The following is a 25,147-nucleotide window of genomic DNA, read 5'->3' as shown; positions in this document are numbered from 1 at the left end:
CGAATGTCGTTCATGACATGCTGTCTCAATGTAGATCCTTAGGCTGGGCGGCAATTGCTCGCGAACGTCAATTCTTGCGGGCAAAGCCAACCTGGATCAGGGCGCATGAAGGTCAGCAATCGAAAGCGACATTCAATCAAGGAAAAAGGAGAAGGGGCTGCTCGCCGCCACACCGTGCGGCAGGGTGTGGTTGCGCACACAAAGCGGCTCCTGCGATATGGAGCGCTGGCGCTTGCACTTGCTGCGGCCGGCTGCGCCGGCCCGGATGTGACGCCGACCAACAAGCGGCTCGAACTGACGACCGGAGCCGTGCCCCGGCAGCAGCCAGTCTCGGATGCCGGCGACACCGGTATCGTCCTTGCCTTTTCCGGAGGCGGTGCCCGCTCTGCCGCCTTCGGCTACGGCGTGTTGTCGGCGCTGGCGGAAGAGCCATCTCCGGCGGCAAAGGGGCGCCGTCTTGCGGATGATGTCGCTGTCGTCGCCGGTGTTTCCGGCGGCGCGGTGCTTGCCTCTTATTTCGCCCTCTACGGCCGTTCGGGCCTTGAAGATTTTCGCAAGCGTTTCCTCGGGCGCGACGTCGAGGCCTCGCTTAGGATGTCGTTTTCGCCGGCGAATATCCTGCGCGGCTATCGCGGCGGGGTGAACGATCTATCCGGCTTTCCTGCGTGGCTCGATGCGAACCTGTTCAAGGGAGCGACACTTGGCACCGTTGCACGCCCGGGCCACCCGCGCCTGGTGATCCATGCGACCGACCTCTATAACCGCGCGCCGTTCATCTTCGATCGAGCGTCCTTCACCGCCATTTGCAGCAGCTACGACGACTATTCGCTCGCCTATGCCGTCGCGGCCTCGGCCGCAGTCCCGGTGGTGTTTGCGCCTCTGACCTTAAAGAACTTCCGGACCGGCTGTGAGGCTTTGCCGGAAGTGCGCGCAAAGGCGGCGCGATCGCAGCCGCCGGGCTCGCTCGTCGCGCGCGAATACGCCGATTCACTCAGACGCTACGAAACGGCGAAGGATCTCAACTACCTCAAGCTCTACGACGGTGGTCTGGTCGATGGCGTCGGAACGCAGAGCCTGCTGCATCTGATGGGGCGGTCGGCGCCCGAACCGATTCCCGAGGAACGGGCCCTGCGCCTCAGGCGCCTGATCGTCATCGTCGTCGATGCCTCGACCCGGATCGGAGGGGATCTGTCGCAAACCGTCGACAGCCCCAAGGCGCCGGATGCGATCGTCGCGGCCATCGACGCGATGATCAACATCCCCAACCTTCAAAGCTTCGATGCCTTGCGCGACCATCTGCCCGCCTGGCGCAACAAATTCGTGAAATGGCGTTGCAGTATGGAGGGCGCAAGGCGAGGCTGCGGCAATCTTGATGTCGATGTCATCCGGCTGGCCTTGACCGATATCGTCGACCCGCCGGTGGCGCGGCGGATCATGAAGCTCCACAACAGGCTGGCATTGGATGCGGAAGATGTCGATTTCCTGTCGGGCCTTGGGCGGCGATTGCTCATCGAGCATCCCGGATACCAGCGATTCCTGAACCGCATCAGGCGGGGCACGACGGATGGGCATATCAGCGCCTTGTCGGCGCTCGCGCAGCCTCAATAACAGTAAATACTAATGCAACCTCTCTGAATAAGCCTTTTGATGTGATAAACTCATCGCGGGAGCAACAGCCGGCTAAGGAGATGCCGGCCTCCATTTCATCTTGCTGTTCAATTGTTTGTGGATGTCGAGGCAGCGTCTCCACCATGCCGGGCAAGGTCGGGTCCATTGCGAAGTGGCCTTTGACCAACAACTCGGATTGGGAGGTGTACAATGGTTCGCAAACTGTTTCTCGTTTTGGCTGCCGCGGCGTCTGCACTTGCGATCAACGGAGCTGCATGGGCCGATTTCACAATCCTCGTGCCATCGAGCAGTGAAGGCGACGGCCTAAGAGCCGCTGCCGCCGACTACTCGAAAATGAAGAGCACGAAGGTGGAGATCGTGCAGGCGCCTTATGCCAATGTGTTTGAGCAGGGCGCCAATGCAGGAGCGACCAAATCCGGCGTGTTCGACATCATTCTGATGGATGACCCATGGATTCCGTTTTTCGCGGAGAACGGACATCTGGAGGATCTGACGCCGTTCTTCAAGAAGGCGGGCTTGGAGGGGCCGGACACCGATTTCCTCTCGAAGTCGCTGGCAATATGCCGCAACCCTTACAACACCGGTCCCTATGTCTGCCTGCCCTATGTGGGAAACGCGCAGATGTTCTTCTACGACGCCGCGAAATACAAGGAAGCCGGTGTTGACGCCCCGAAGACCTGGGACGACGTCTTGAAGGCGAGCCAGGCCCTGACCAAGGAAGGCGGCGGTCGCTATTTCGGTTACGTTTTCCGTGGCGGCCAGGGTAACCCGGTCGTCGCCGATTTCATGCCGATCTTCTGGTCCTACGGCGCCAATATGTTCAACGAGGATCGTACGAAGGTGACGATCGATACGCCGGAAGGCGCGGCCGCGATGAAGACATTCATGGCGCTCCGCGACGTTTCTCCAAAGGGGATCGAGAGTTATAACGCCAACGAGGTAGGCACTGCGCTTGCCGCCGGCACCGCAGCGTCGTCAATCAACTGGCCGAACTGGGTTGCGACCTTCGAGGATCCGACCCAATCGAAAATGGTCGGCAAGATATCCTACAGTCCGATTCCGGCGGGCACGAAACCGGGCAGCTCCGAAATCGGGCATTGGACCATGGGCATCATGTCGGCTTCCAAGAACAAACAGGAGGCTTTCGACTTTATGATCTGGGCGACCTCGCCCGAGCAGATCAAGATCTCCGCCGAGCGCGGTAATCCGCCGGTCCGCACCTCAGTCTTCACCGACCCGGAACTGACCAAGCAGGAGAAATTCCGCCACTACCCTGTGCTGATGGAGGCGATCCAGGCCTCGACGCCACGGCCGCGCCATCCGAAGTGGCCGGAGATCGAAAATGCCTTCGGGATCGAGCTTTCCAAGGCGGTCGCGGGCACGATCACGCCGGAGGAGGCGCTGAAGAACTCACAGAAGGCGGTCGAAGAAATCACCGGCCTTAAATAGGCGGACGCCTATAACGGTAGGGCCACAGGCTCTGCTCCCGCGGCCGCACCGGAACCGACCGGTGGGCCGCATCCGACGTCAGTAGCGAGAGCGCCCGACGTCTTATCAGGGACGTAACGGTCGCTGTCACATTTTGAATTGCTGCATGTTTGCATCCTTGATTGGGCTACGGACACATGCAGTAGCGCCTGCGGGAGGAGCCAATGTTGAGGCCCGACAAAGGCATGCCGATGGCGCCGCCCAGAGGTGGCGCGCTTGAGCATTGGACCGAGCGTCACCTGCGCTACCTGATGCTTGCGCCGACGATGATCGTCCTTCTGGCACTGACGATCTTTCCCAGCTTCTACATGTTTTATGCGGCGGTCCACCGGATCAGCCCCAATCCTGATCTGCCCTGGGAATTCGTCGGCTCAGGCAATTTCGCGCGGCTGTTGACCGACGCCCAGTTTCACGTCGCGCTGCGCAACACCGCGGTGTTCACGATCGTGGCGGTGACGTTTGAATTCTTGCTCGGACTGGGCCTGGCGCTGCTGCTTGATAAGTTCATCCGCCGGCTGACCTTTCTGAAAACCGTCCTAATGATCCCGATGATGCTGCCGCCGATCGCCGTCGCGATCACCTGGAAGATCATCTATGAGCCACAGTTTGGCGTCCTCAACGAGATCATGTTCCGTCTCGGTCTTCCATTGCAGGCCTGGGCGGGCGACGTGAATTTGGCGATGTTTTCAATCATCGTTGCTGATGTCTGGCAGTGGACGCCATTCATATTCCTCTTGATGTTGGCGGGGCTGGCAAGTCTGCCGGTCGAGCCCTACGAGGCGGCGGCGCTCGACGGCGCCTCGTCCTGGCGGCAGTTCTGGGATCTGACGCTGCCCTTCCTGAAACCGGTCATCGCGATTGCCGTGCTCCTGCGCGTCATGGATGCGCTGCGCCTTTTCGATCTGGTCTTCATCCTGACGGGGGGAGGTCCGGCGGATCGAACGAAGGTCCTGAGCCTGTACATCTATCAGGTCGCCTATCGCTTCGCCGATCCCGGCTACGCGGCGGCGATCTCTCTCTTCGTGCTGTTCGTGACAATCGTGCTGAGCACCTGGTTCATGAAGCGCATGCGGCTGGCGGAGTGAGGCGACGATGGCGACGATAAGAACACGCAGCCGCGGCAGCGAAATGCTTCTCCGCCTGACCGCCTATCTGACGATCCTCGTCGCGCTGATCCTGACGCTATTTCCCGTTTATTGGATTGCGGTGAATTCGTTCAAGTACGACATCGACATTTTCGCCGTGCCGCCCGAATGGCTGCCGCGCAACCCGACCTTGAAGCACTATGACGAAGCGTTCATCCAGCGCCCGTTCCTGCGCTACGCACTGAACAGCTTGCTCGTCGCGGTCGGAACCACGATCATTTCCGTTGGCTTCGGCACGATGGCTGGTTATGCCTTGGCGCGATTCAGCTATCCCTGGCAATGGCGCAAGCAGATCTCGTTCTGGATTCTTTCGACGCGGATGATGCCGCCGATCGTCAGCATCATCCCGCTCTATCTGTTCTTCAACGCCTTCGACATGCTCAACACCAAGTCGGCGCTCATCATCGCCTACACCGCCTTCAACCTGCCGTTCGCCACTTGGATGATGAAGAGCTATTTCCAGGACTTGCCCGTCGAATTGGAAGAGGCGGCGATCGTCGACGGTGACACGCAATGGGGCGCCTTCCTGCATGTCGCCTTGCCGCTGGCGCGCCCAGGGCTCGCGGCTACCGCCATCTTCTGCCTGATCATCTCCTGGAATGAGTTCCTGCTTTCCCTGATCATCACGCTCACCGAGCAGTCGCAGACGCTGCCGATCGGCATTGCCGGGCGGGTGACGCAGTACAAGACCTATTGGGGGGAAATCAGCGCCGCCGGGTTCATGGCCTGCGTGCCGATCGTCATCTTCGCGTTCATCGTTCAGAAGCATCTGGTCCGGGGGTTGTCTCTCGGGGCGGTCAAGGGGTGAGGCCATGGCGTCCGTGACGTTCAACAACGTCTCCAAGAAATTCGGCGAATTCGTCGCGGTGGCCGACTTCAACCTGGAGGTCAGGGACAAGGAGTTTCTCGTCCTGCTTGGCCCTTCCGGTTGCGGCAAGACCACGACGATGCGCATGGTCGCTGGCCTCGAGGAGGCGACCTCCGGCGATATCTACATCGATGCGGAACGCATTAATGGCGTCCTGCCGAAGTATCGCGACGTCGCGATGGTCTTCCAGTCCTATGCGCTCTACCCGCACCTGACCGTCGAGCAGAACATCGGCTACCCTCTCAAGATCCGCAAAGTGCCACCCGAGGAAAGCAAACGGCGCGTCGCCGAAGTCGCGCGTCGGGTGGAACTCGAGACCATGCTGTCACGCCTGCCAAGGGAACTTTCGGGCGGCCAGCGCCAGCGCGTCGCGCTTGCCCGTGCGATCGTGCGCACGCCGCGCGTCTTTCTCATGGACGAGCCGCTCTCCAATCTCGACGCGAAGCTGCGCACCCAGATGCGCTCGGAGCTGAAACATCTCCAGCATGAGCTCCAGGTCACGACGATTTACGTCACGCACGACCAGATCGAGGCGATGACGCTGGCGCATCGGGTGGCGGTCATGAACAAGGGGGTGATCGAGCAATTGGGTACGCCGCGGGAAATCTACAGCGATCCGCGTACGCTTTTCGTCGCCGGCTTCATCGGCTCGCCGCCGATGAACCTCATTCCGGGCGAGGCGCGGGACGGCATCTTCACCAGCGCTGGGCTGAGGGTCGGCGGGCTCGGCCAGGCAAGCGCTCCCCACGCGGTTCTCGGCGTTCGCCCAGAAGACATCCATGCGACGGGAGCCGGGGGGCACGATGCCAATCTGGTCGCCCCAATCTATTCGGTCGAGCTCACCGGAGAGAACACGCTTGTCAGCCTCAGGCTCGGCGCCCAATTGCTGACCCTGCGGGCAGACAAGAATTTCGTCGGTCAGATCGATCAGCCGATTGGCATCAAGGTCGCGGCCGATCGGGTGTTTCTGTTCGATGGCGAGTCTCAGCGTCGTGTCGACTTCTGATCTCCGGATGATGGCTGTGGCGATCGCGCTGACGTTTGCGCCGGGGGCGGCCACCGCTGATGACGGTCCGATCGCCGGCAATCCGCTTATCGACATTCCCGCCGGCACTTTCGTGTTCGGCCGTGACGACGGCCCGGATAACGAACGTCCGCGCCGCCTGGTGTCCGGCGACGCCTTTGCGATCAACCGCACCGAAATCACCAATCGGCAATATCGGGCCTTCGTGGAAGCGACGGGCCATCGTCCCGCTTTCTACGCGGGGCATCCGATTCTCGGTTTGGACGATTATCCCGTGGTCGGCGTAAGCTGGGGAGACGCCGATGCCTTTTGCCGTCATTATGGCCTCACTCTCCCTTCGGAACAGCAGTACGAGAGGGCGGCGCGCGGGACCGAGGGGCAGGCGTTTCCATGGGGTATTGCGCCTGCGGATGACCGCCGCGCCAACGCCGGCGCTGCGAATTGCTGCGCTGGCGACGTGAGCGATGGCTATCCGATGACCGCCCCCGCCCTGTCTTTTGCCGATGGCGCAAGCAGCGAAGGGGTACTCAACCTCGTCGGCAATGTCTGGGAATGGACGAGCGATCTCTATGCGCCCTATGCCGCCACGCCCGCGAGCAGCGGCGCCAAATCGTATCGCGTGCTGCGCGGCGGGGCCTGGAACAGCGATCCCACACATCTTACCACAACCTATCGTTTGGCCTATGATCCCAACTTCCGGTTTTCGGGGAATGGCGGTTTCCGATGCGTCCGTTCCGGCAAATGACGATCCTCATCGTCTTCCTGCTTCTCGCAGCAGGTACCGCTGCCGAGCCGGCGGTCGCGCCGGGCTACCGGCTTGAAAGCTTCAGCAAGGCCGGTGCTGCCTTCGGCGGCCTTTCTCGCGACGGCGAGGCTCTTCTCGTTACCGATCTTGCCAGTGGCCGGCTCTATCGGCGGATCCCCGCGGGCGACCTCGAAGCGTTCGGTCCGGTCTTTCCCCATGGCCTCGACGTGATCGGCGATCCGACCGGTCCCTATCGGGTGCTTCGCGCCGGCGACAAACTGGTCGTCGCCCAAGGATGGACGCCGGCCAATGCGGATGCCGGGCCTTATGACCATGCCCTCATCGCGATCGACGGCGCCGGCCGGCGCCGCGTCATCAACGCCGACTTCTGGAATCCTTTCGACCTCGTCGCCGCCGCGGATGGCTATTACGTCGTCGATTCGGCGCGCAACAGCGTCGAGCGACTTGGAACCGACGGTCGCAAGCAGCCGCTCATGAGGTTTCGTCGCCTGCGTCAACAGGCGGCCGCGCTGGAAACACTCTCTCCGACGGAGTTCAACAAGGGAAGCTACGAGGTCGATGCCGTGCCGACCGGGATCACGCTTCGCCAGGGGCGTCTCTATGTTGCGCTTTTCGGCGGCTTTCCTTTCCTCGCCGGTGCTGGAAAGGTCGTTTCAATTCCCGAGAAGAGCGAGGGCGCCGAGCTGCGGCCGGAGGTTGATGGCCTGAATGCACCGGTCGCTATTGCCTTCGACGAAAAGGGACGGATGCTCATTCTTGAACACGGCCTGTACGACCAGCAGCAGGGGTTCCAAGCAAACAGCGGGCGGTTGCTGCTGTTCGATAATGCGACGGGCAGCCGGCAGACGGTGGTCGACGGGCTGACGCGACCGGTCTCCGTCCTCGTGTGGGACAACAGGCAGATCGTCATCTCCGAACTCGGAGGCACGCTGCTCTTTCTGGCCCGCCAAGAGGGGCGGTGAAGGCGCAAGGAGCGCCGCGCGCCTTATCAGACGCGCAAGGGTCGCTTTAGCACGTTGAATTGCTGCATGTTTTTATCCTTGGACCGGCGACGATCTAAGGAAACATGCCGTAGCGGGCCACTCGCGGCCCGTTGCTGCCGGCTCAGTTCGCCCGTGCCTCCAGCCAGTCATACCACTCGTCTTCGCTACCGTGGAAGACGTTGAGGTCGATCTTGCCGTCGACGCCGTGCGACAGGCCGGAGCCCGAATATTGCCAGAAGAGCCATTTGCGGTTCGGGTAGACCTTGGATGGATGCTGGGCCACTGCGCGCAGCCAGAACGGATATTTCTGGAACGCGCCCTGCAGGTTGTCGGCATAGAAGTCCGGCGCCGTATAGATGATCGGACGCTGGCCGTAATGCGCCTCGAGCTTGTCCATGAAGACCTGCATCTTTTCGCGCACGCGTTCGGGTGACAGGCGCCGCTTGCAGCTGGATTCGCCGTTGTATTCGACGTCGATCACAGGCGGCAGCGCGCCGGGTTCGCGCGGCACGTTGCGGATGAACCAGTCGGCCTGCTCGCCGGCGGTGCGGCACCAGTAGAAGAAGTGATAGGCGCCGCGCCGCATACCGGCTGCCTTGGCGGCGCGCCAGTTCTTCTTGAACATCGGGTCGAGATGGTCACCGCCGTCCGTCGCCTTGATGAAGGCGAAATTCGCGCCCTGGGTGCGCAACTTCGACCAGTCGATCTCGCCCTGCCAGCGCGATACATCGACACCGTGGACGGCCATCTTTCGCGGATTTTTGGCGCGGCCGAAATTGATCGGCTTGGCATCGCGGAAACGGTGGCCGTAGATCCGCGAGCGCCCCTGCGGCATCGCCTGTGTGACCGGATTGGCGGGGGCCACGAAGGCGACCGGCCGAGCGCCGGGGACGGGCATGTCCATGGTCGCCGTTGTCGTCGTCGTATTGGCCGCTGGCGTAAAGGCTTCAGGCTCCGGAACCGGGCCGGCCCAGGCGAGCATCTCCTGCGGCGGTGCGGACTGGACGGTCTGCGGTGGCGTTACCTCGGAGACCCTTGCGCCGACATTGGCGGCGGGTACCGGTGCGGCAGAAAGCACGACGGAGCTGGTCGTTTCACGCGAGGGCCGCGGTGCTATGGTGTCCAGGCTCGAACTGGAAGTGCAGCCCGAAACAAGGCCGGCAAAAATGATTGCGGTCGCAGCTGAAAGACGCATGGGCACCCGTACGCAGAACAAGGTCGACGGCAATCGCCGGCCGACAGGTGTGAATAGCTAACGGAAGCTTACCCAAAAAGATTGAATCCAATCTTACCAACCCGACCCAACTTCACGCACTGGAGGTTGCAGTGACGAGAGCACATTGACGCAGTTGCCGGAGTGTTTCAGCCAGGGGCGTGTTCCATGCCGGTACCGGTCCGCCGCCGCTGGCCGGCGCGGAATTCGAGATTGCGGGCAATGGTCTCGTCAAGCGCGCCCGAGGCGTCGGTGATCATCGTCGGCGCAAAATGCGAGCGGAAGCCTTCGCCGACCCGGAAAGCTGGCGTGTAGAGCGGTCCGAGCGGCTGCGTCGTCGTGACATAAGTGAGATTGTCGTCGCTCCCCGAGCGCATCGGGAGACCATGGCGATGCATGACCGAGGGCAAGGCAAGTCGCAGGCTGTTGGCAAGCAGGTGGATCATCTGCCGGCCCGAAAGCGAACGGCGGTAGTTGCGGTAGAAGCCGAGGCAATGGCGCAGGATTAGGGCGCGATTGCCATCGAGGCGCGACAGCTTGCGGGCAAACAGGGCGACATCGTCAAGGTTGTCGAGGGGGCGGGTCATCAGTGTGAACCCATCCATGTCGCGCAGCTTGGCAGAAGGAAGGAAGCGACCCTCTGCGGCGCATTCGTCAAACAGCGGGGTGCCAAGCAGTGGGATCGTCAGGCTCAGGAAGGCCGGCAATGGCATTCTGCTCTCGCCGGTGATGAAGGCCAGCTCGTCCTGCATCGCCTGCATCGTCTGCGCTGCCGGATCGAACATCAGTCCGTATTGGAAGGCGACGCCGGCCTTGAGACAGGTCTGAATGGCTTCCAGTTGCGGCACCACCAGGTTCTGCTTCTTCTGGTAGCGCTTCAACTGCGCTTCGTTCAGCGTCTCGACGCCACTGAAGAGCCCGAGACAACCGGCCGCGCGCACCGCTTCGAGATTGTCGGGGTCTCGGAAGAAATCTCCGGTGACGAGCGCGAACCAACCCTGAAACAGACCCTGGCGCCAAAGCGACCGGATCAGCTCGAGCTTGGCGTGGAAGGCGTCCTTGCTGTTGCCGTAGAAATTGTTGTCGATGAACAGCACGTATTTCTTGGGCGGGGCATTGCGAAGTTGTGCTTCGATGTAGCCGAGATCGTAGCCGTGGTAGCGGCGGCCTTCCGCGGTGAGCGCGCAGAAACTGCACTTGAAATTGCAGTAGCGACTCGTCTCGACGTAACTGACCGGGCTGCCCCAATTGGCGAGGTCGAAGCGTGGCAGGATCGTTTCGGAGACCGCCCATTCCCCGAAGACCTCTTTGATTACGGCCTGCATCTCCTCGACGTCGCCTTCGCAGGCGTAGTCGAAGGTTTCGGCGCTCGAAACCGGCAGATTGCGGACGACCGGTCCACCGGCGACGATGACGCAGCCTGGCGATTTCGTGCGGGCATAGGCGGTCAGGTGGCGCATCCGGTCGAAGGCGGCGGTGACCCCCGTCAGCACCAGCATGTCCAGTTCCGCAAAAGCCGTCTCGTCGACGAGCGGCCCGTCGTGAAATTCGCTGTAGGCGCGAAGGTGCACGCGATTGCGGGCAAAGGCGCCGGCCAGAAACAGGTGGCCGGTCCCCTGCGGAATGAAATCGGGGCGACCTTGCGGATTTCTGGTCTCGTCGAAATGGGCAAGCACGATCAGGACGCGGGGCACTCGAAACTGGTTCATGCATGGCCTCCCTCGAACGCAACGATCGGAAGATGGGTCTGGAACTCGGCCTGATCGAGTTGGAGCACCTCGCTCCAGGTGTTTTGCCGAACGACAAACATTGTCTCCAATGCCTGCCACGCCGCCGCATCCTTCGGCCCGGCCGGATGGTGCAACGAAGCGAGCGCCACCGCCGGCATCTCCAGCCGGATCGCCTCCGCGAAGGCGTATCGCGCCACCCGCTCGGCGCGGCGCTGCTGGCCGCGATGCAGGTACAGGGTCGCCTCGCCGAGCGCTGCCGCCGGGCGACCGATAGGATAGACGCGCGCGAAGCGCTCAAGCTTTCTGAGGACAAGCTGCGCCGCAGCCGGGTCACCACCGTCCGGATCGCTCGCCACGTCGAACAGGCGGGCAAGTGCCGGCAGGGTTCGCGTCTTCATTGCCGGGTTGAGCGTCTGGCACCAGGAGAACGCGCGCTCGAACCAGGCTCTTGCTGCGCCCGTGTCGCCCTGCCGTCGCGCGGCTTCCGCCAGAAGAGACGCGCCCTCGATGCAATGTACGAGTTCCAGCCCGTCGGCCTTTGCGGTGATGATCTGCTTGAGCTCATCGAGATCGGCGTCGATGGCAGACCATCGGCCAAGGGCCGTGTGACCCCTGAGACGGCCAAGCAGGCCGCAGCCAAGCACCTGGATGTCGCCGCGCCTGCGGCCCTCTTCGCAGATCCGCTGAACCAGAATCTCCCAGGGAGCAACGCCTTCGAAAGCCGAGGTCAGCAGCCAGGGACCGGAAATCGTCTCCAGGCCAACGGCCACTTCGCACCACCGCCTCAAATCGCCGACGGTCGAGGCATTGTTGAGGCCGGCCTCGAACGCTTGCTTGCCTTCGCGCCAATGGCCGATGCCGATCTGATACATGCCCGACAGGAGGTCGACACGCACGCGCGTTCCCAACTGGTCGACGCGCTCCGAAAGGGCGGCGGCCAGGCGGCTGTAGTGCTCGGCCTGCTTGTGCAGCGGGATGACGCCGCATATGGCGCCGAGGCTTGCATAATTGGTGGCGGTCGTCGGCGAGACGTATTTGTTTCTTTCGGCAAGGTTCGTCGCGCGAAGCGTCGCATGGATCAGCCGCAGTTTCTCGCTGGTGAAGTAGTAAATACGCGTCAGGTCCTCATGCGCCTTTGCCGCGAGGAGGAAAGGATCGGACGGCGATCGCGAGATCTCCCGTACCAGGATCCAGTCCTTGTCTCCATGGGTAACGCGGCGCCACACCTGTTCTGCAAGATCGAGAAGCAGATGCAGTGCGAGGCCGACCGAGGTGCGTGGAAGCGGCAGGCCGGAAAGCCGCAGACCCTCCTCATAGGCATGCCGCGCAGCTTCGGCGCGGCCGAGATTGAGATTGGCTTCGCCGAGCAGGAAACAGGCGGCCGCCCGCCGTGCCGACGTGATCGTGATTGAGAGATCGCGCGCAGTTTTGAAAAAGCGCTCGATCAGGTCGACGACGGCGGCATTGTCGAACTGGCGCAGGCGCAGTTCGGCGACGCGGTCCAGATAGTTGAATGCAAGTGCGGCCTCGCCGGCGCGCTCCCAATGGCTCAAGATGCGTGGCAGGTTTTCCGCATTGTCGGGCTGTCTGCTTTCCTCCATCGCTTGCGCGATCGCACGATGTGCCTCACGTCGCTGTTCCGAAAGCATGCTGTCGTAGATGGCCTGGCGGATGACGGCGTGGCTGAATGTGAAGCGCCCCGGGCGGTCATCCATGGGCTTGATCAGATGGGCCGCCTGCAGCCGCTCGATGCTTGCCTCGATGTCCAGGGCGGACTTCCTGATCGGCGGAAGCGCCTGGAGTTCCGCGGCGGAAAAAGTCGCGCCCATGGCGCTTGCGATCTTCAGGAGCGCCTGGAGCTCGGCCGGGAGCTGGTCGGTTCGGGCAATCACGGTGACCTTGGCCGTATTGAGCAAGGTCGCTTCGTTCGAATGGGCTTCGGGGAGTGACAGGGGCGCTTGGGTCTCTGTGGTCTTCGGCAATCGCCGTTCGCCGATCATCCGGCAGATTTCGTGTATGAGCAGCGGGTTTCCGGCCGACTGCGCATAGACCGCTTCGCAAAAGCCATCTGCCGGGGAACTGCTGCCGATCGATGCGCGTACGAGTGAAATCGTGCCCTCGAAATCGAGTGGCAGGAGATCGAGTGTCTGCGCACCATTGTGGTGTTGTCCGGTCCATCGCGTCAGGTCTTGTTGCGTCCTGGCCGTCCGGGTGGAAACGACGACCGGGATCGGTGCCGGTCCGCAAACCAGGCGGCCGAGCAACTGGCCGGATGCCTCGTCCAGCCAATGGACATCTTCGAGCACGACGAGACCGCGCCCCCAGGAAAGGCTGTCGGTCATGAGATCGCGCAGCAATTCACGCAGGCGGTGGGACCGCCCGTCGCCCGACATCGCCCGGGTCTCGGCCGTGTCGGTCAAAGTGAGGTTGATGGCATCGTTGAGCAGCGGCGCCAGATGAGCGAGTTCGGGTCGGTGGGCGAAGAACTGCATTACCTGATCGGAGGCATTGGCGCCGCGCAGGTCGCCGATGCCAAGCAGGTCGCGGATCACCCCACGCCAGGCGAAGTAAGGCACGTCACTTTCGATATCGTCGGCATGGCCGACCAGAACCTGGCTTCCATGGTCACGGCATGTTTCGACGAAGGCACGAAGCAGAGCCGATTTGCCGACGCCGGAATCACCCTTGACGATCATCACCCCGGCCTGTCCTCGGCCCGCGCGCTCCACATAGGCGTTGAGTGCCGCGAGTTCGGCGGCCCGGTTGAAAAGAACGGGAGATTTGGTGTCGATCGTCGCGACGGTCTCGGCAATCGGCGCAAACGCGACCACGCCACCACGCATGCCGGGCACAGCAAGTGTCCAGGGACCGGAAAAAGCAATCTGGCCGGCGGTTTCCTTCGCCGTTGCCTGGTCGACGAGAATGCGGCCTGCGGCGACGCTCGCCAGCCGTGAGGCCATGTTCACGGCAGCGCCGACGACGGTGTAGTCGGCGCGATGGATCGTACCGAGTGCGCCGCAGAAGCTCTCGCCGGTCGAGATGCCCGCCGACAAGCCGAGATCCGGTTCGTCGAGTTCGTTCGACAGGCGCAGGGCAGCGATGATCGCTCGGCGCGCATTGTCGGCGTGCTTCTTGCCGGGCAGGCCGAAGACGGCGAAGACTTCGAGCCCGCCTGAATGGAGCGCTGTGTGCAGGATCTCTCCGCCGGTGCGGCCGACGACGGCGATCGAGCGCGCCACGAGCTTGTTTAACCGGTCGAGATCCGTATCGAGGTCGCGGCCGACGATATGCACGAAAAGCGCGGTCACGGTCCTGAGGTCCGCGAGCCATTGCGAAAGCGGTGAGAGCAGGCGGCTGCGCAACGAAAGGGGGAGATAGGCCTCGAGCCGCTCGGATGTGGCGCCCGGCTGGGTACGGGGCGCTTCCTTCGTGGTCGAGCAGGGTTCGATGCTATCGAGGCGCGCTGTCCCTTCGCGGTTCAGCCCGCCCTTGGCCCGCTTGCCGATCAACTGCCACACGGCATCGGAAACGAGAATCTCGCCGGCGTCGCTCAATTGGCCGCCATGATCGGCCTGGGCCAGGCAGTCGCCTCCGACGATCAGCCAACGCTGGTCCGCGCGGGGGAGCAGATGCAACAGGGTGATGGCGCCGGCGCCGACGGCGATGCGCAACTGAAGGGCATCTTCGAGATTGCCCGGCCCGCCGATTTGCTCGCGGATCCGTTCGGCGCAATAACAGCTGCGCCAGGCCGTCAGTTCGAGATCTTCGGCAGACGACGCCCGCCAGCCGGCAATCAGGCTGTCGCCGGCGAAACTCAAGACCGTACCGCCATGCTCCTCGATATGGCTGATGAGCTCGCCCATGAAGGCGTTCAGAAGCAGGCTGACGCGTTCGGCGCCGGCAGCGCGGTCACTTTCGGACCATTTGGCGGTCAGGCGCGTAAAGCCGGAAATGTCGGCGAAAAGCAGCGAGCCGAGGAAGTCTTCGCGTGCCGGGGCAGCCGATTCCGTCGCTGCCGGGGAGGACCATTGGACCAGGGCTCCGGACAGGTAACGTTGGAACTCATATTTGCCGGCGCCACCAACCACGCAAAATTCTCCCCAAGATTTTAGAGTAACACGCCTCCTGTCTGACTGAAAGACGACTCACGCTGATCTTCGATCTTCCAGTAACGGCAAGTAAATACCTGTTTCGCGAGGTGGCAGGACGGAGTAATGTTTGCCCGATTGTTCGAGGGGGTCTCGCAACAGGAGGGGACGATGGGGGTCGACTGGGCTGGTCCGGTTGCCGCCGTGGCGCGCCGCGATTTCTTGCGGCTGGTTTCGGCGGGCGTTTTTGCAAATGTGCTTTCCGGATGCCGGCATCTGCCTTCGCCCGGCGCCTGCAGTCTCAGTCATCCGATCATCGACGTTCATTGCCATTTCTTCAACGCGGCCGATGTGCCGGTGGACGGTCTGGTTCGCTACGTGGCGTTGCGGGAGAAGATGCCGGAGAAAAGGCTCTCTTCAAACGCGCAGGAGGCGAAGGGGCTGGAAAATGCCTTGGTGGTCTTTCTCGTTACCGCCCTTGGCGACGTCGCGCCCAAAGCCAAGCATGAACTTGCCGTTCTAAAAAAAAGGGAGCGGCGTCTTTCAGACACCGAGCTCGCACGGCGCAGGGATGAGCAATTGCGCGTCGCGATAAAGGATCTTGTCGCGCGCGCCAACGAGCAACGCTCGACATTCTCGAGGCGCAACTTTGGTGAATCCCCTGATTATGACGGTCTGTTGCGCCAGCTTGGCGGCACGCCCAATCTGCCACAGACATTCCAGAGGCGTTTGGACCAGCGGAGCTCCGGCGGCGGCATGAGTGACGAGGAGGTCGATACCCTTGCCAACAACGCAAAGGCGCACGACCAGATCGGAACCTATCTTTCCTTTGTCCGGCTGATGCAGGACTACCGCGAAAATCTGGCGGAAGCCTATGTCAAGATCTTCGCGTCCAAATGCCGGCTTTCGCTGATCACGCCGAGCATTCTGGACTTCGACAAGTCGCTTCACGGGACATCATCGCCGCAGCGCGACCAGATCGACGTCATGGACGAGGTCCAGCAGATCGTCACCAGGAAGCACGGCATCCGCATGCACAGCTTCGTCGGCTTCGATCCGCACCGGGAAGCGCAAGGGCCGGGTTCATCGCTTGCGAATGTCCAGTATGCGATCATGGAAAAAGGCTTCATCGGCGTTAAGGTCTACCCGCCGATGGGTTTCAAGGCTTGGGGCAACGCGGATCCGGCGATCGATGCGGCGCTGAAGCGCCTTTACGTCTGGTGCCGCGACAACGACGTGCCGATCATGGCGCATGCGGAAAACAGCATCGGCGCCGGCTGTGGCTATGGCAATCTGGCAAGCCCTGCCTATTGGAAGAAGCTGCTCGATACGAACCAATACGACAAGCTGCGGATCAACCTGGCGCATTTCGGTGCCTTTGACGAAATCCTGCGCCCCGGGGCACCGACGGGCGTCATGGTCTCTTGTCCCCAGGACAAGTTTTCCGGGCCGCCGAGCTGGGAGGAGATCATCGGCAGAACGATCGACCACGAGCGCCGCCCGAACCTCTTTGCGGATTTAAGCTATCTCAGTGAGCTGGTCAGCAGCGACGACAAAACTCTTCACGCCGAGATCCGTCAATTGCTGGACAAATGGCTGGCCGCCTACGATCCCGACGCCCGCCATCTGATGTTCGGGACCGACTGGTCGATGATGGCGCTCGAGAAGGATTACAACGCCTATGTTTCGCGGATCGCCGAGCAGCTGACGCTCGCCAGCGTCAGCGACGAGCATCAGCAGAACATCCTCTGGAGGAACGCTTCCCGCTTTCTCGGTCTCGATCGGCCAGGCAAAACGCGCGACCGGCTTATGGCCTATTGCCGCAAGCGCGGCCTCGATAGCGCCTGGCTCGCGGAACTGGCGTTCGCCTGAGATGAGGTCGTAGCACCTGCCACGTCACGGAGACTCATCGCCAGCGCGCCGTGCGTGCAATCCATTCGCGCGTCCGCCCTTCGGGATCAGCATTCAGCGTGATGTCGGTGACGACCGCGGCACTGTCGGCGCCATGCTCGAAGACGCCGGCAATCCGGTCGGTATTGAGCCCACCGATCGCAATGAGCGGCAGCGGCGTGACGCGCTCCCGCCAGGCGGAGAGGCGTGGCAGCCCTTGCGGATCCCATTTCATCTGCTTGAGGATCGTCGGATAGATCGGCCCGAGCGCGACGTAGTCGGGCCTGGCGGCGAGGGCCGTCTCCAGCTCGGCCTCGTCATGGGTGCTGAGGCCGAATTTTAGGCCTGCGGCGCGGATCGCAGCGAGATCGGCGCCGGCGAGATCCTCCTGTCCGAGATGGACGAAATCGCAGCCCTCTTCGATCGCGAGGCGCCAGTAGTCGTTGACGACGAGCTGGCAACCGTGGCGGTCACAGATCGCCTTGGCCGCGCGGATCTCGTCGCGAAGCTCTGCATCCGGACGATCCTTGACGCGAAGTTGCACCAGCTTGACACCGAGCGGCACCAGCCGCTCGATCCATGCCGCGCTGTCGACGATGAGGTAGAAGGGATCGAGCTTCACGCGAACACCGCCTTTCCGATGACGGGCGTGGAGGGGACGGCAAAATCGCGCGGTTCGAGCATGCCTGCCTCGAAGGCATCGCGTCCGGCATCGATCGCCCGGGCGAAAGCGGAAGCCATGAGGGCCGGCTTTGCCGCCCCGGCGACGGCAGTATTGAGCAGCACCGCATCGAAGCCGAGCTCCATCACCGCCGTTGCGTGCGACGGGCGGCCAATGCCGGCATCGACGATCAGCGGCATATCCGGAAAATGGGCCCGCATGGCTCTCAAGGCGGAGATGTTCTGCGGTCCCTTGGCGCTGCCGATCGGCGCACACCAGGGCATCAGCACCCTGCATCCGGCTTCCACAAGGCGCTCGCCGACCACCAGGTCGTCGGTCGTATAGGGGAAGACCTCGAAGCCTTCGGCCGAGAGGATGCGTGCCGCCTCGACCAGCCCGAAGACATCCGGCTGCAGCGTATCCTGATGGCCGATGACTTCGAGCTTGATCCAGTTCGTGCCGAACACCTCGCGGGCCATCCTGGCGGTCAGCACCGCCTCCGACACCGAGTGGCAGCCGGCGGTGTTCGGCAGCACGCGCACGCCGAGCGCGCGGATCAGTTCGAAGAAGGCGCCGCCTTGTTTCCCGCCGGCGGTTTCTCGACGAAGCGAGACCGTGACGACCTCGGTTGCCGACGAACGAACCGTGTCTTCGAGGGAGGCAGGCGAAGGGTAGCGGGCGGTGCCCAGAAGCAGGCGGGAATGCAGTTCCTGTCCGTAAAGCGTCAGCATGTCTCAGCCTCCTTTCATCGGCGAGAGAATTTCGATCCGGTCGCGATCGTTGAGGGAATGGGCCGAACGGTCGGCCCGGTGCACCAGCTCGCCATTGACGGCGGTAGCAAGCCAATCCCCTTCGAAGTCGAGTGTCGCCAGAAGCTCGGCAAGGGTCGTGACTGCGAGGTCGTGATCCTCGCCGTTGACAATCAATTTCATGCGGCGTCTCCCTTCAGGTTCCAGGCAAGCGCAAGGTCCGCCGCTTCCTCGGCCAAAGCCGGCGAAAGCAGGAAGCCGTGGCGGTAGAGCCCGTTGAGCGCGATGGTATTTCCGGCGCGGTTGATGCGCGGCAGGTTGTCTGCAAAGGCCGGTCGGACGCCTGTGCCGGTTTCCAGAAGGCGCGCCTCGCCGAAGGCAGGGTGCAGCGCATAGGCGGCATTCAGCAACTCCATCAGGGAGCGGGCGGTGATCGGACCGCTGTCATCGGTTTCGATCATGGTGGCCCCGCACATGAAGAGGCCGTTGCCGCGCGGCACGATGTAGAGTGGGATGCGCGGGTGGATGAGACGAACCGGCCGCGACAATTCCACTTCATCGCTCTGCAGGTAGAGCATCTCGCCACGCACCCCACGCAGTCCGGCAGTGCTGTTGATTCTTGCCGCGCCTCGGCAGTCGGCGATTAGATCGTAGCCGCCGTCGCTATCGGTCTCACCGATGAGGGCGACACCGCGTTCGACGAGCTTTTGCCTCAGCAGACAAAGCGCTCGGCGCGGGTTAAGATGCGCCTCGCTCGGAAAGAACAGCGCCTCCCGGAAGCGCCCGGCAAGTGCCGGCTCCAGCACTGCGAGCGCCTCGGCATCGAGCCACTCGAAGCCGGAGGTGCGCGAAGCGAAGCGTTTGAGTTCGCCGGCGTCGCGTGGCGGGGCGACGACAAGGGTGCCGTTGCGCGATACCTCTCCGGGAAGCACCCGATCCCACCAATCGATGGCGGCGATGCCGCGTGTCAACACCGGTTCCTCGGCGCTCTCGCGCTCGCACCAGGGCGCAAGCATACCGCCGGCAAACCAGGACGCGGCCCCGGAGAAGTCTGGCTGCCGCTCCTCAACCGTCACTTCGACGCCTCGGGCGGTCAATTCATGGGCGAAGGCCAGCCCGACGACGCCGGCGCCTTTGATGAGGGCGCGCATGGTCAATGCGCCCAGTCGCGGCCAGCGGGACGTGTTGTGGGAAAAGTCGCGGTGAAGATACGCATTGCCGAGGCTCCATGGTTGGAGACCCAGTTCGAACCGGAAGGGAAGGAAGGACGCCTTGCCAAAGTCTGTCCGCGCGAACGCGATGATTGCGGCAGCGATGTCTGCACCGTCCCTACGCCAGTATGAACTGGATCAGGTTCAACGGGTCACTGCGCCGCGCAAACCGCCTAGCAGAATCTCAGCCCCTTGCCGGGACACCCCTGGTGAATGTTTCAAGACTGACGGGCTGGACCAGTTTTTGTCAAGAGCCGCCGTCGCGCACATCGCGTGTGGCCGTTCGGATTGGGTTCGGACCAAAAATTATCTATAAAATTGAGATGACCGCACATTTCGGTGTTGCCGATTCACTGCTGATAGTGGACGGATAGCGGGTATCGAATGCCTGACAGAGGCATGGATAGCGGACCTTCACTTTTATCGTCCTGCCTTCTGCCGGGAGCGCTGTGGTTCTAAATCGTGGAAATTATTTGAGTTCTCTCCCACACGACGTCGAGCTCGGCTTTTGTCTATTCGCTCTATGGTTGCACTTTTGTCGAGTCTCTCCTTTTGAATGGTTGCCCGGGGTCACTTCGAAAGAAATTATAGATAATATTAGATTCTATCTATTATGCCTTGCTGCGAATAGGGAAATGAACGCGCATGCTGGATGCAAACAGTACGATCGAGCCGACTTCGGTTGCCGCCAAGCCCGCCGAAACCGCGTGGGAATTGGCCAAAGCACAAGAAATCTATCATTCGCCCTTCAACGATCTGCTGTTTCGAGCGCATTCCGTTCACCGCGTCCATTTCGATCCGAACGCGATCCAGATGAGCAGACTGCTCTCGATCAAGACCGGCGGCTGCGCTGAGGACTGCGGCTATTGCAGCCAGTCGGCGCACTACCCGACCGGACTCAAGGCATCGAAACTCATGGAGGTCGAACGGGTCCTTGCCGAGGCACGGAAGGCAAAAGCGGGCGGTGCGACCCGCTACTGCATGGGTGCCGCCTGGCGCAGCCCCAAGGAGCGCGACATGGAGGCGATTGTCGCCATGATTAGCGGCGTGCGGGCGCTGGGCATGGAGACCTGCATGACGCTCGGCATGTTGACGCCGCAACAATCCGAAAGGCTCGCAGACGCCGGGCTCGATTACTACAACCACAATGTCGATACGTCGGAGCGTTTCTACGGCGAGATCATCACCACCCGCAGCTTTGCCGACCGGTTGGAAACGCTTGCCAATGTCCGCGACGCCGGCATCAAGGTCTGCGCCGGTGGCATCCTCGGCATGGGCGAAACCGTTGAAGACCGGGTATCGATGCTGGTGACGCTCGCCAATCTGCCTGTGCCGCCCGAAAGCGTGCCGATCAATATGCTGATCCCGATCCCGGGCTCGAAGCTCGCCGACGCGGCACCGGTGGATCCGATCGACTTCGTCCGTACGATCGCGCTTGCGCGCATCCTGATGCCCAAGTCCCACGTCCGCCTCTCGGCCGGCCGCACCGACATGAGCGACGAGATGCAGGCGCTCTGTTTCTTCGCCGGCGCCAATTCGATTTTCGTCGGCGAGACGCTGCTGACCGCCGACAACCCGGGCGAGGACCATGATGCGGGCCTCTTCCGCCGCCTCGGGTTGGAGCCGATGGCGCTTGCCGCAAAGCAGGACGCCGAATGACCGCGAGCCTCATTACTCGCCACGAGAAGACGCTACACGGCCTCGAACGCAAGGGGCGCCGCCGCGGACTTGTCGCCGGGGGCGGCATCGACTTCACCTCCAACGACTATCTGGCGCTTGCCGGGTCACCGCGGTTGAAGGCCGCGATTGCCGCTGCGATCGAGCGCGGCGTGCCGGTCGGGTCCGGCGGTTCGCGGCTCCTGCGCGGCAACCATGCGGAACACGCGGCGCTGGAGGCGCAGGCAGCCGCCTTCTTTGGCGCGGAGAGGGCACTCTTCTTTGGCAGCGGCTATGCGGCCAATGCCGCCTTGTTTTCGACGCTCCCGCAGCGCGACGACATCATCGTCCACGACGCCTTGATCCATGCGAGTGCCCATGAGGGTATCGCCGCAAGCAGGGCCGGCGCGGTCGCGGTCAAGCACAACGACGTCGACGCCTTCGCCGATGCGATCGGCACATGGCGCAAGCGCGGCGGCACGGGGCATCCCTGGATCGCCGTCGAAAGCCTCTATTCGATGGACGGCGACCGGGCGCCGCTTGCGGATCTTGCGGCACTTGCCGCGCGGCATGATGGATTTCTGGTCGTCGACGAAGCGCATGCGACCGGGGTTTTTGGACCGGACGGCCGCGGTTTGGCCGCAGAATTGGAAGGCCGACAAAATCTCGTCGTGCTCCACACCTGCGGCAAGGCGCTCGGCGTCTCCGGTGCGCTGATCAGCGCAAATGCGGTCCTGTGCGACTATCTCGTCAACCGTGCCCGCAACTTCATCTATTCGACGGCGCCTTCGCCGCTGATTGCCGCCGCCGTCCGGGAGGCTCTCGTGACGCTCGTAGATGAGCCTCGGCGTCGAGCAGCGTTCGATGATCTCCGGACCTTCGCCAATCGCGCGTTCACCGACACCCTCGGCATCGAAGGCAGTGGCTCGCAGATCCTTCCGGTGCCGATCGGCGACAACGGTTGCGCCGTACGGATTGCCGCGCGCATGCGCAAAGAAGGCTTCGATATCAGGGCCATCCGTCCGCCGACCGTCCCAGAGGGGACCGCGCGGCTCCGGATCGCGATTACGCTGAATGTCGACCGTCCGACGATCGCGAATATGCTGGAGCGCTTGGCGCTCGCAATGGCGGAGGAGCGGCCATGATGCCCCGTTTCGTCGTCACCGGCACGGACACCGGCATCGGCAAGACGATATTCTCTGCGGCGCTGACCGATGCGCTTTCCGGCAGCTACTGGAAGCCAGTGCAGTCGGGGCTAGACGGCGAAACCGACAGCGAAGTCGTAGCGCGGCTCGGCAGGGTCCCACCCGAACGGGTATTGCCCGAGGTCTATCAACTCATGACGCCGGCCTCGCCCCACCTGTCGGCGCGGATCGATGGCGTGACGATCTTGCCTGAAGCGCTCTCTCCGCCGGCAGCGAACCGACCGCTGGTCATCGAAGGGGCGGGTGGGCTCCTGGTGCCGCTCACCGAGCGGGTGGTCTTCGCCGACGTGTTTGCGCGCTGGCAAATCCCGGTGGTCCTCTGTGCCCGCACCGGGCTCGGTACGATCAATCACACCTTGTTGTCGCTCGAGGCGCTGCGCCGCCGTGTTATCCCGGTCCTGGGAGTGGCCTTCATCGGCGACGAGCAGGCGGACAGCGAGGCGATCATTGCAGAACTGGGGGAGGTTCGGCGGCTTGGCCGGCTGCCGCGGCTCGATCCGTTGACACCGGATCGCCTGCAACAGGCCTTTCGCGAAAACTTCGACATCGGCTGCTTCCATGAGGTGACGGCATGAGACGATCCCCGGTATGGCACCCCTTCACCCAGCATGCACTGGAACCGGCAATGCGACGCGTCGTCGGGACCGAGGGCGCCTATCTCATCGACGAAGACGGGGCGGCGATCCTCGATGCGATCTCGTCCTGGTGGGTCATCACCCACAGCCACCGGCATCCTGCCATCATGGAAGCGATCCGTGCTGCAGCGCAAACCTACGACCAGCTCATCTTCGCTGAGTATACCCATGCGCCAGCGGAGGAACTGGCGAGCGGGTTGATCGAGATTGCGCCACCCGGCCTCGCCCATGTGTTCTATTCCGACAGCGGCTCGACGGCGGTCGAAGTCGCACTGAAGATGGCACTTGGTTTCTTCCACAATCTCGGCCGGCCGCGCAACCGCATCTGCGTCCTCGAAAATGGCTATCACGGCGACACGATCGGCACGATGTCGACGGGAGAAAGGGGCGTCTTCAATGCGCCCTACGCGCCGCTGCTCTTCGCCGTCGATCGGCTGCCGTTTCCGGAGGCGGGTGAAGAGCAGACGACGCTGGATGCCTTCGAGGCGGCCTGCGTCTCCGGCGCGGTCGCGGCCCTGTTGATCGAACCGTTGCTTCTCGGTGCGGGCGGCATGAAGGCCTACCCGGCTTCCATCCTTTCCGAGTTGAGACGGATCGCCGAGCGGCACGGCGCCCTGCTGATCGCCGACGAGGTGATGACGGGATGGGGAAGGACGGGCAGCCTGTTCGCTTGCGAGCAGGCTGGCATCACGCCCGATATCCTTTGCACCTCGAAAGGGCTGACCGGTGGCGCGCTGCCGCTGGCGGCGACGCTCTCGACGGCCGAGATATTCGAGGCACACCTCTCGACGGATCGACGCAAGACCTTCTTCCATTCGAGTTCCTATACGGCCAATCCTATCGCCTGCGCTGCAGCCGTCGCCAATCTCGCCGTCTGGAAAGAGGAGTTTGTGCGAGAACGCATCGACGCGTTGACGGCGCGGCAGCGTCGGCATGTCGCGCGCTTTGCCGAAGATCCCCGCTTCAGTGATACCCGCCAGCTTGGTACGATTGCCGCCCTTGATCTCAAGGTTCCAACCGCCGGTTATCTTTCCGAAGCCGGCCCGCGGCTCAAGGCGTTCTTCCGCGAGCGCCGATTGCTGATCCGCCCGCTGGGCAACGTCATCTATCTTATGCCGCCCTATTGCGTCACGGATGCCGATCTCGACCGGGCCTATGACGCGATCGACGAGGCGGCGTCGCTATTCGTGGCAGGACGGCTGTGAGCGTCGCGCGCTCATCCCGCCTTGTCGGTTTCGGCCATGCGGTGCCGGCGCGGCGTGTTGAAAACGCTGAGATCGAAACGCAGCTCGGTCTCGATCCCGGTTGGATCGAGCGCCGTACCGGCATTCGCGAGCGGCGTTGGGTCGAGGCTGGCGAGACATTGACGGGACTTGCATCGAGAGCCGGTGCGGCGGCACTCGATGATGCCGGCATCCCGCGGGACGATATCGCCCTGACTTTGCTCGCGACCTCGACGCCCGATCATCTCCTGCCACCTTCGGCGCCGCTTCTTGCCCATCGGCTCAGGCTAGGCCGCTCGGGCGCGATCGATCTGGCCGGGGCATGCTCGGGCTTCCTCTACGCCTTGACACTCGCCGATGGCTTCGTCCGTTCGCAGGGAAAGCCTGTGCTGGTGGTGGCGGCCAACATTTTGAGCCGGCGCATCAATCCGGCGGAAAGGGCAAGCGCCGTTCTCTTTGCCGACGCGGCCGGCGCCGTTGTCGTTATGCCTTCCGATGATCCGCGGACCGGCTTGCTTGGTGTTGATCTTGCCGCCGACGGCAGCGGCTACGATCTGATCTCGATCGCCGCCGGCGGCAGCAGCCAACCATTCTCGCCGGGCATGCCGCCCGAGGATTTCCTGATGACGATGCGCGACGGGCGGGAAATGTTTGCCCGGGCGGTGGAGATGATGGCGACGTGTGCCGTCCGCGCCATGAACGTCGCAGGCTGTACTGCGTCGGAGATCAGCCGCTTCGTGCCGCATCAGGCCAATGCCCGGATCTTCGACGCCGTCTGCGATCGTCTTGCCATCGCGCCAGCAAGAACCGTGCGCACGATCGCGAACTATGGCAACTCTTCCGCCGCGACGATCCCGTTCTCGCTATCGTTGGAGCGAGAAGAGCGGCCGTTTGAGCGCGGCGAGAAACTGCTGCTGACGGCGGCCGGTGCCGGGCTCACCGGAGGCGCGGTGGTGCTTGGTTTCTAGCTGGCTGAGAGCACG

The 25,147-nt window shown here is 62.8% G+C and carries 20 protein-coding genes and 1 riboswitch; of the genes, 13 read left to right on the top strand and 7 right to left on the bottom strand.

The features are described 5' to 3' along the window. Positions 1–186 precede the first annotated feature (186 nt). The 7 genes from AC1Z3V_RS04875 to AC1Z3V_RS04845 all read left to right on the top strand — a co-directional run bounded on the left by AC1Z3V_RS04875 (position 187) and on the right by AC1Z3V_RS04845 (position 7,882). Entirely contained in the window at positions 187–1,608 is a 1,422-nt protein-coding gene (locus AC1Z3V_RS04875; protein WP_483497572.1) for a patatin-like phospholipase family protein, read from the top strand. Positions 1,609–1,818: 210 nt separating this feature from the next. Next, positions 1,819–3,078, top strand: a complete 1,260-nt coding sequence (locus AC1Z3V_RS04870; RefSeq protein WP_483497571.1) for an ABC transporter substrate-binding protein — start codon at positions 1,819–1,821, stop codon at positions 3,076–3,078. A gap of 203 nt (positions 3,079–3,281) precedes the next feature. Next, positions 3,282–4,202 carry a carbohydrate ABC transporter permease gene (locus AC1Z3V_RS04865; RefSeq protein ID WP_483497570.1) on the top strand — a complete coding sequence of 307 codons (921 nt, stop codon included), beginning with the start codon at positions 3,282–3,284 and terminating at the stop codon, positions 4,200–4,202. 7 nt (positions 4,203–4,209) lie between these two features. After that, complete coding sequence (locus AC1Z3V_RS04860; RefSeq protein WP_483497568.1) at positions 4,210–5,070, top strand: carbohydrate ABC transporter permease; 861 nt, start codon at positions 4,210–4,212, stop codon at positions 5,068–5,070. A gap of 4 nt (positions 5,071–5,074) precedes the next feature. Further along, positions 5,075–6,136 carry an ABC transporter ATP-binding protein gene (locus tag AC1Z3V_RS04855; protein WP_483497566.1) on the top strand — a complete coding sequence of 354 codons (1,062 nt, stop codon included), beginning with the start codon at positions 5,075–5,077 and terminating at the stop codon, positions 6,134–6,136. 10 nt (positions 6,137–6,146) lie between these two features. Then, positions 6,147–6,899, top strand: a complete 753-nt coding sequence (locus AC1Z3V_RS04850) for a formylglycine-generating enzyme family protein (RefSeq protein WP_483499554.1) — start codon at positions 6,147–6,149, stop codon at positions 6,897–6,899. Then, complete coding sequence (locus tag AC1Z3V_RS04845; protein ID WP_483497565.1) at positions 6,878–7,882, top strand: ScyD/ScyE family protein; 1,005 nt, start codon at positions 6,878–6,880, stop codon at positions 7,880–7,882. Before AC1Z3V_RS04850 ends, AC1Z3V_RS04845 begins: the two co-directional genes overlap by 22 nt. 142 nt (positions 7,883–8,024) lie before the next feature. On the opposite strand, the gene AC1Z3V_RS04840 is transcribed toward AC1Z3V_RS04845, so the two are convergent. From AC1Z3V_RS04840 to AC1Z3V_RS04830, 3 genes are all read right to left on the bottom strand, one after another. Further along, complete coding sequence (locus AC1Z3V_RS04840; RefSeq protein ID WP_483497564.1) at positions 8,025–9,098, bottom strand: glycoside hydrolase family 25 protein; 1,074 nt, start codon at positions 9,096–9,098, stop codon at positions 8,025–8,027. 167 nt (positions 9,099–9,265) lie between these two features. Continuing rightward, on the bottom strand, positions 9,266–10,825 hold the full coding sequence (locus AC1Z3V_RS04835) for a B12-binding domain-containing radical SAM protein (RefSeq protein ID WP_483497562.1): 1,560 nt from the start codon (positions 10,823–10,825) through the stop codon (positions 9,266–9,268). After that, the gene (locus tag AC1Z3V_RS04830; protein WP_483497561.1) at positions 10,822–14,934 is read right to left on the bottom strand and encodes an AAA family ATPase; all 4,113 of its coding nucleotides are present in this window, start codon (positions 14,932–14,934) and stop codon (positions 10,822–10,824) included. The genes AC1Z3V_RS04835 and AC1Z3V_RS04830 overlap by 4 nt, the downstream gene beginning before the upstream one ends. 126 nt (positions 14,935–15,060) lie before the next feature. Here AC1Z3V_RS04830 and AC1Z3V_RS04825 point away from each other — a divergent pair, with 126 nt between their 5' ends. Next, positions 15,061–16,806: an amidohydrolase family protein gene (locus AC1Z3V_RS04825; RefSeq protein WP_483497559.1), complete on the top strand. Its 1,746-nt coding sequence runs from the start codon at positions 15,061–15,063 to the stop codon at positions 16,804–16,806. A 34-nt stretch (positions 16,807–16,840) separates the two neighbouring features. Here the strand turns inward: AC1Z3V_RS04825 and AC1Z3V_RS04820 are convergent, their stop codons facing one another. The 4 genes from AC1Z3V_RS04820 to thiO are packed head-to-tail and all read right to left on the bottom strand — an operon-like array spanning position 16,841 to position 19,385. Continuing rightward, positions 16,841–17,446 (bottom strand): thiamine phosphate synthase, encoded by a 606-nt coding sequence (locus AC1Z3V_RS04820; RefSeq protein ID WP_483497557.1) that lies wholly within the window; start codon positions 17,444–17,446, stop codon positions 16,841–16,843. Continuing rightward, on the bottom strand, positions 17,443–18,216 hold the full coding sequence (locus AC1Z3V_RS04815; RefSeq protein ID WP_483497555.1) for a thiazole synthase: 774 nt from the start codon (positions 18,214–18,216) through the stop codon (positions 17,443–17,445). The genes AC1Z3V_RS04820 and AC1Z3V_RS04815 overlap by 4 nt, the downstream gene beginning before the upstream one ends. A 3-nt stretch (positions 18,217–18,219) precedes the next feature. Next, a complete protein-coding gene (thiS, locus tag AC1Z3V_RS04810; protein ID WP_334197205.1) occupies positions 18,220–18,417 on the bottom strand; it encodes a sulfur carrier protein ThiS in 198 nt (65 codons plus the stop codon). Continuing rightward, entirely contained in the window at positions 18,414–19,385 is a 972-nt protein-coding gene (thiO, locus tag AC1Z3V_RS04805; protein ID WP_483497553.1) for a glycine oxidase ThiO, read from the bottom strand. Before thiO ends, thiS begins: the two co-directional genes overlap by 4 nt. 157 nt (positions 19,386–19,542) lie before the next feature. Then, a riboswitch (TPP riboswitch) is annotated at positions 19,543–19,663 on the bottom strand. Positions 19,664–20,090: 427 nt separating this feature from the next. On the opposite strand from thiO, the gene bioB reads away from it, so the two are divergent. From bioB to AC1Z3V_RS04780, 5 genes are read left to right on the top strand one after another with little or no spacing between them, the layout of a single operon-like run. Then, complete coding sequence (gene bioB, locus AC1Z3V_RS04800) at positions 20,091–21,104, top strand: biotin synthase BioB (protein ID WP_483497551.1); 1,014 nt, start codon at positions 20,091–20,093, stop codon at positions 21,102–21,104. Continuing rightward, on the top strand, positions 21,101–22,246 hold the full coding sequence (locus AC1Z3V_RS04795; protein ID WP_483497550.1) for an 8-amino-7-oxononanoate synthase: 1,146 nt from the start codon (positions 21,101–21,103) through the stop codon (positions 22,244–22,246). Before bioB ends, AC1Z3V_RS04795 begins: the two co-directional genes overlap by 4 nt. Continuing rightward, positions 22,243–22,881: a dethiobiotin synthase gene (gene bioD / locus AC1Z3V_RS04790; RefSeq protein ID WP_483497549.1), complete on the top strand. Its 639-nt coding sequence runs from the start codon at positions 22,243–22,245 to the stop codon at positions 22,879–22,881. The genes AC1Z3V_RS04795 and bioD overlap by 4 nt, the downstream gene beginning before the upstream one ends. Then, positions 22,878–24,146 (top strand): adenosylmethionine--8-amino-7-oxononanoate transaminase, encoded by a 1,269-nt coding sequence (locus AC1Z3V_RS04785; protein WP_483497547.1) that lies wholly within the window; start codon positions 22,878–22,880, stop codon positions 24,144–24,146. The genes bioD and AC1Z3V_RS04785 overlap by 4 nt, the downstream gene beginning before the upstream one ends. Then, on the top strand, positions 24,143–25,132 hold the full coding sequence (locus AC1Z3V_RS04780; protein ID WP_483497545.1) for a beta-ketoacyl-ACP synthase III: 990 nt from the start codon (positions 24,143–24,145) through the stop codon (positions 25,130–25,132). The genes AC1Z3V_RS04785 and AC1Z3V_RS04780 overlap by 4 nt, the downstream gene beginning before the upstream one ends. The last annotated feature ends 15 nt before the right edge of the window (positions 25,133–25,147 follow it).

It is taken from the genome of Ensifer sp. 38_S197 (genome assembly GCF_056924495.1).
Note: the sequence above shows the minus strand (reverse complement) of the source record. Positions and strands in the feature narration are given on the sequence as shown.

Bases quoted from the DNA above. Each gene is read 5' to 3' on its own strand.
- AC1Z3V_RS04870 (WP_483497571.1), top strand. From the start codon at position 1,819: ATGGTTCGCAAACTGTTTCTCGTTTTGGCTGCCGCGGCGTCTGCACTT.
- AC1Z3V_RS04865 (WP_483497570.1), top strand. From the start codon at position 3,282: ATGTTGAGGCCCGACAAAGGCATGCCGATGGCGCCGCCCAGAGGTGGC.
- AC1Z3V_RS04860 (WP_483497568.1), top strand. From the start codon at position 4,210: ATGGCGACGATAAGAACACGCAGCCGCGGCAGCGAAATGCTTCTCCGC.
- AC1Z3V_RS04855 (WP_483497566.1), top strand. From the start codon at position 5,075: ATGGCGTCCGTGACGTTCAACAACGTCTCCAAGAAATTCGGCGAATTC.
- AC1Z3V_RS04850 (WP_483499554.1), top strand. From the start codon at position 6,147: ATGGCTGTGGCGATCGCGCTGACGTTTGCGCCGGGGGCGGCCACCGCT.
- AC1Z3V_RS04845 (WP_483497565.1), top strand. From the start codon at position 6,878: ATGCGTCCGTTCCGGCAAATGACGATCCTCATCGTCTTCCTGCTTCTC.
- AC1Z3V_RS04840 (WP_483497564.1), bottom strand. From the start codon at position 9,098: ATGCGTCTTTCAGCTGCGACCGCAATCATTTTTGCCGGCCTTGTTTCG.
- AC1Z3V_RS04835 (WP_483497562.1), bottom strand. From the start codon at position 10,825: ATGAACCAGTTTCGAGTGCCCCGCGTCCTGATCGTGCTTGCCCATTTC.
- AC1Z3V_RS04825 (WP_483497559.1), top strand. From the start codon at position 15,061: ATGTTTGCCCGATTGTTCGAGGGGGTCTCGCAACAGGAGGGGACGATG.
- AC1Z3V_RS04815 (WP_483497555.1), bottom strand. From the start codon at position 18,216: ATGCTGACGCTTTACGGACAGGAACTGCATTCCCGCCTGCTTCTGGGC.
- thiS (WP_334197205.1), bottom strand. From the start codon at position 18,417: ATGAAATTGATTGTCAACGGCGAGGATCACGACCTCGCAGTCACGACC.
- thiO (WP_483497553.1), bottom strand. From the start codon at position 19,385: ATGCGCGCCCTCATCAAAGGCGCCGGCGTCGTCGGGCTGGCCTTCGCC.
- bioB (WP_483497551.1), top strand. From the start codon at position 20,091: ATGCTGGATGCAAACAGTACGATCGAGCCGACTTCGGTTGCCGCCAAG.
- AC1Z3V_RS04795 (WP_483497550.1), top strand. From the start codon at position 21,101: ATGACCGCGAGCCTCATTACTCGCCACGAGAAGACGCTACACGGCCTC.
- bioD (WP_483497549.1), top strand. From the start codon at position 22,243: ATGATGCCCCGTTTCGTCGTCACCGGCACGGACACCGGCATCGGCAAG.
- AC1Z3V_RS04785 (WP_483497547.1), top strand. From the start codon at position 22,878: ATGAGACGATCCCCGGTATGGCACCCCTTCACCCAGCATGCACTGGAA.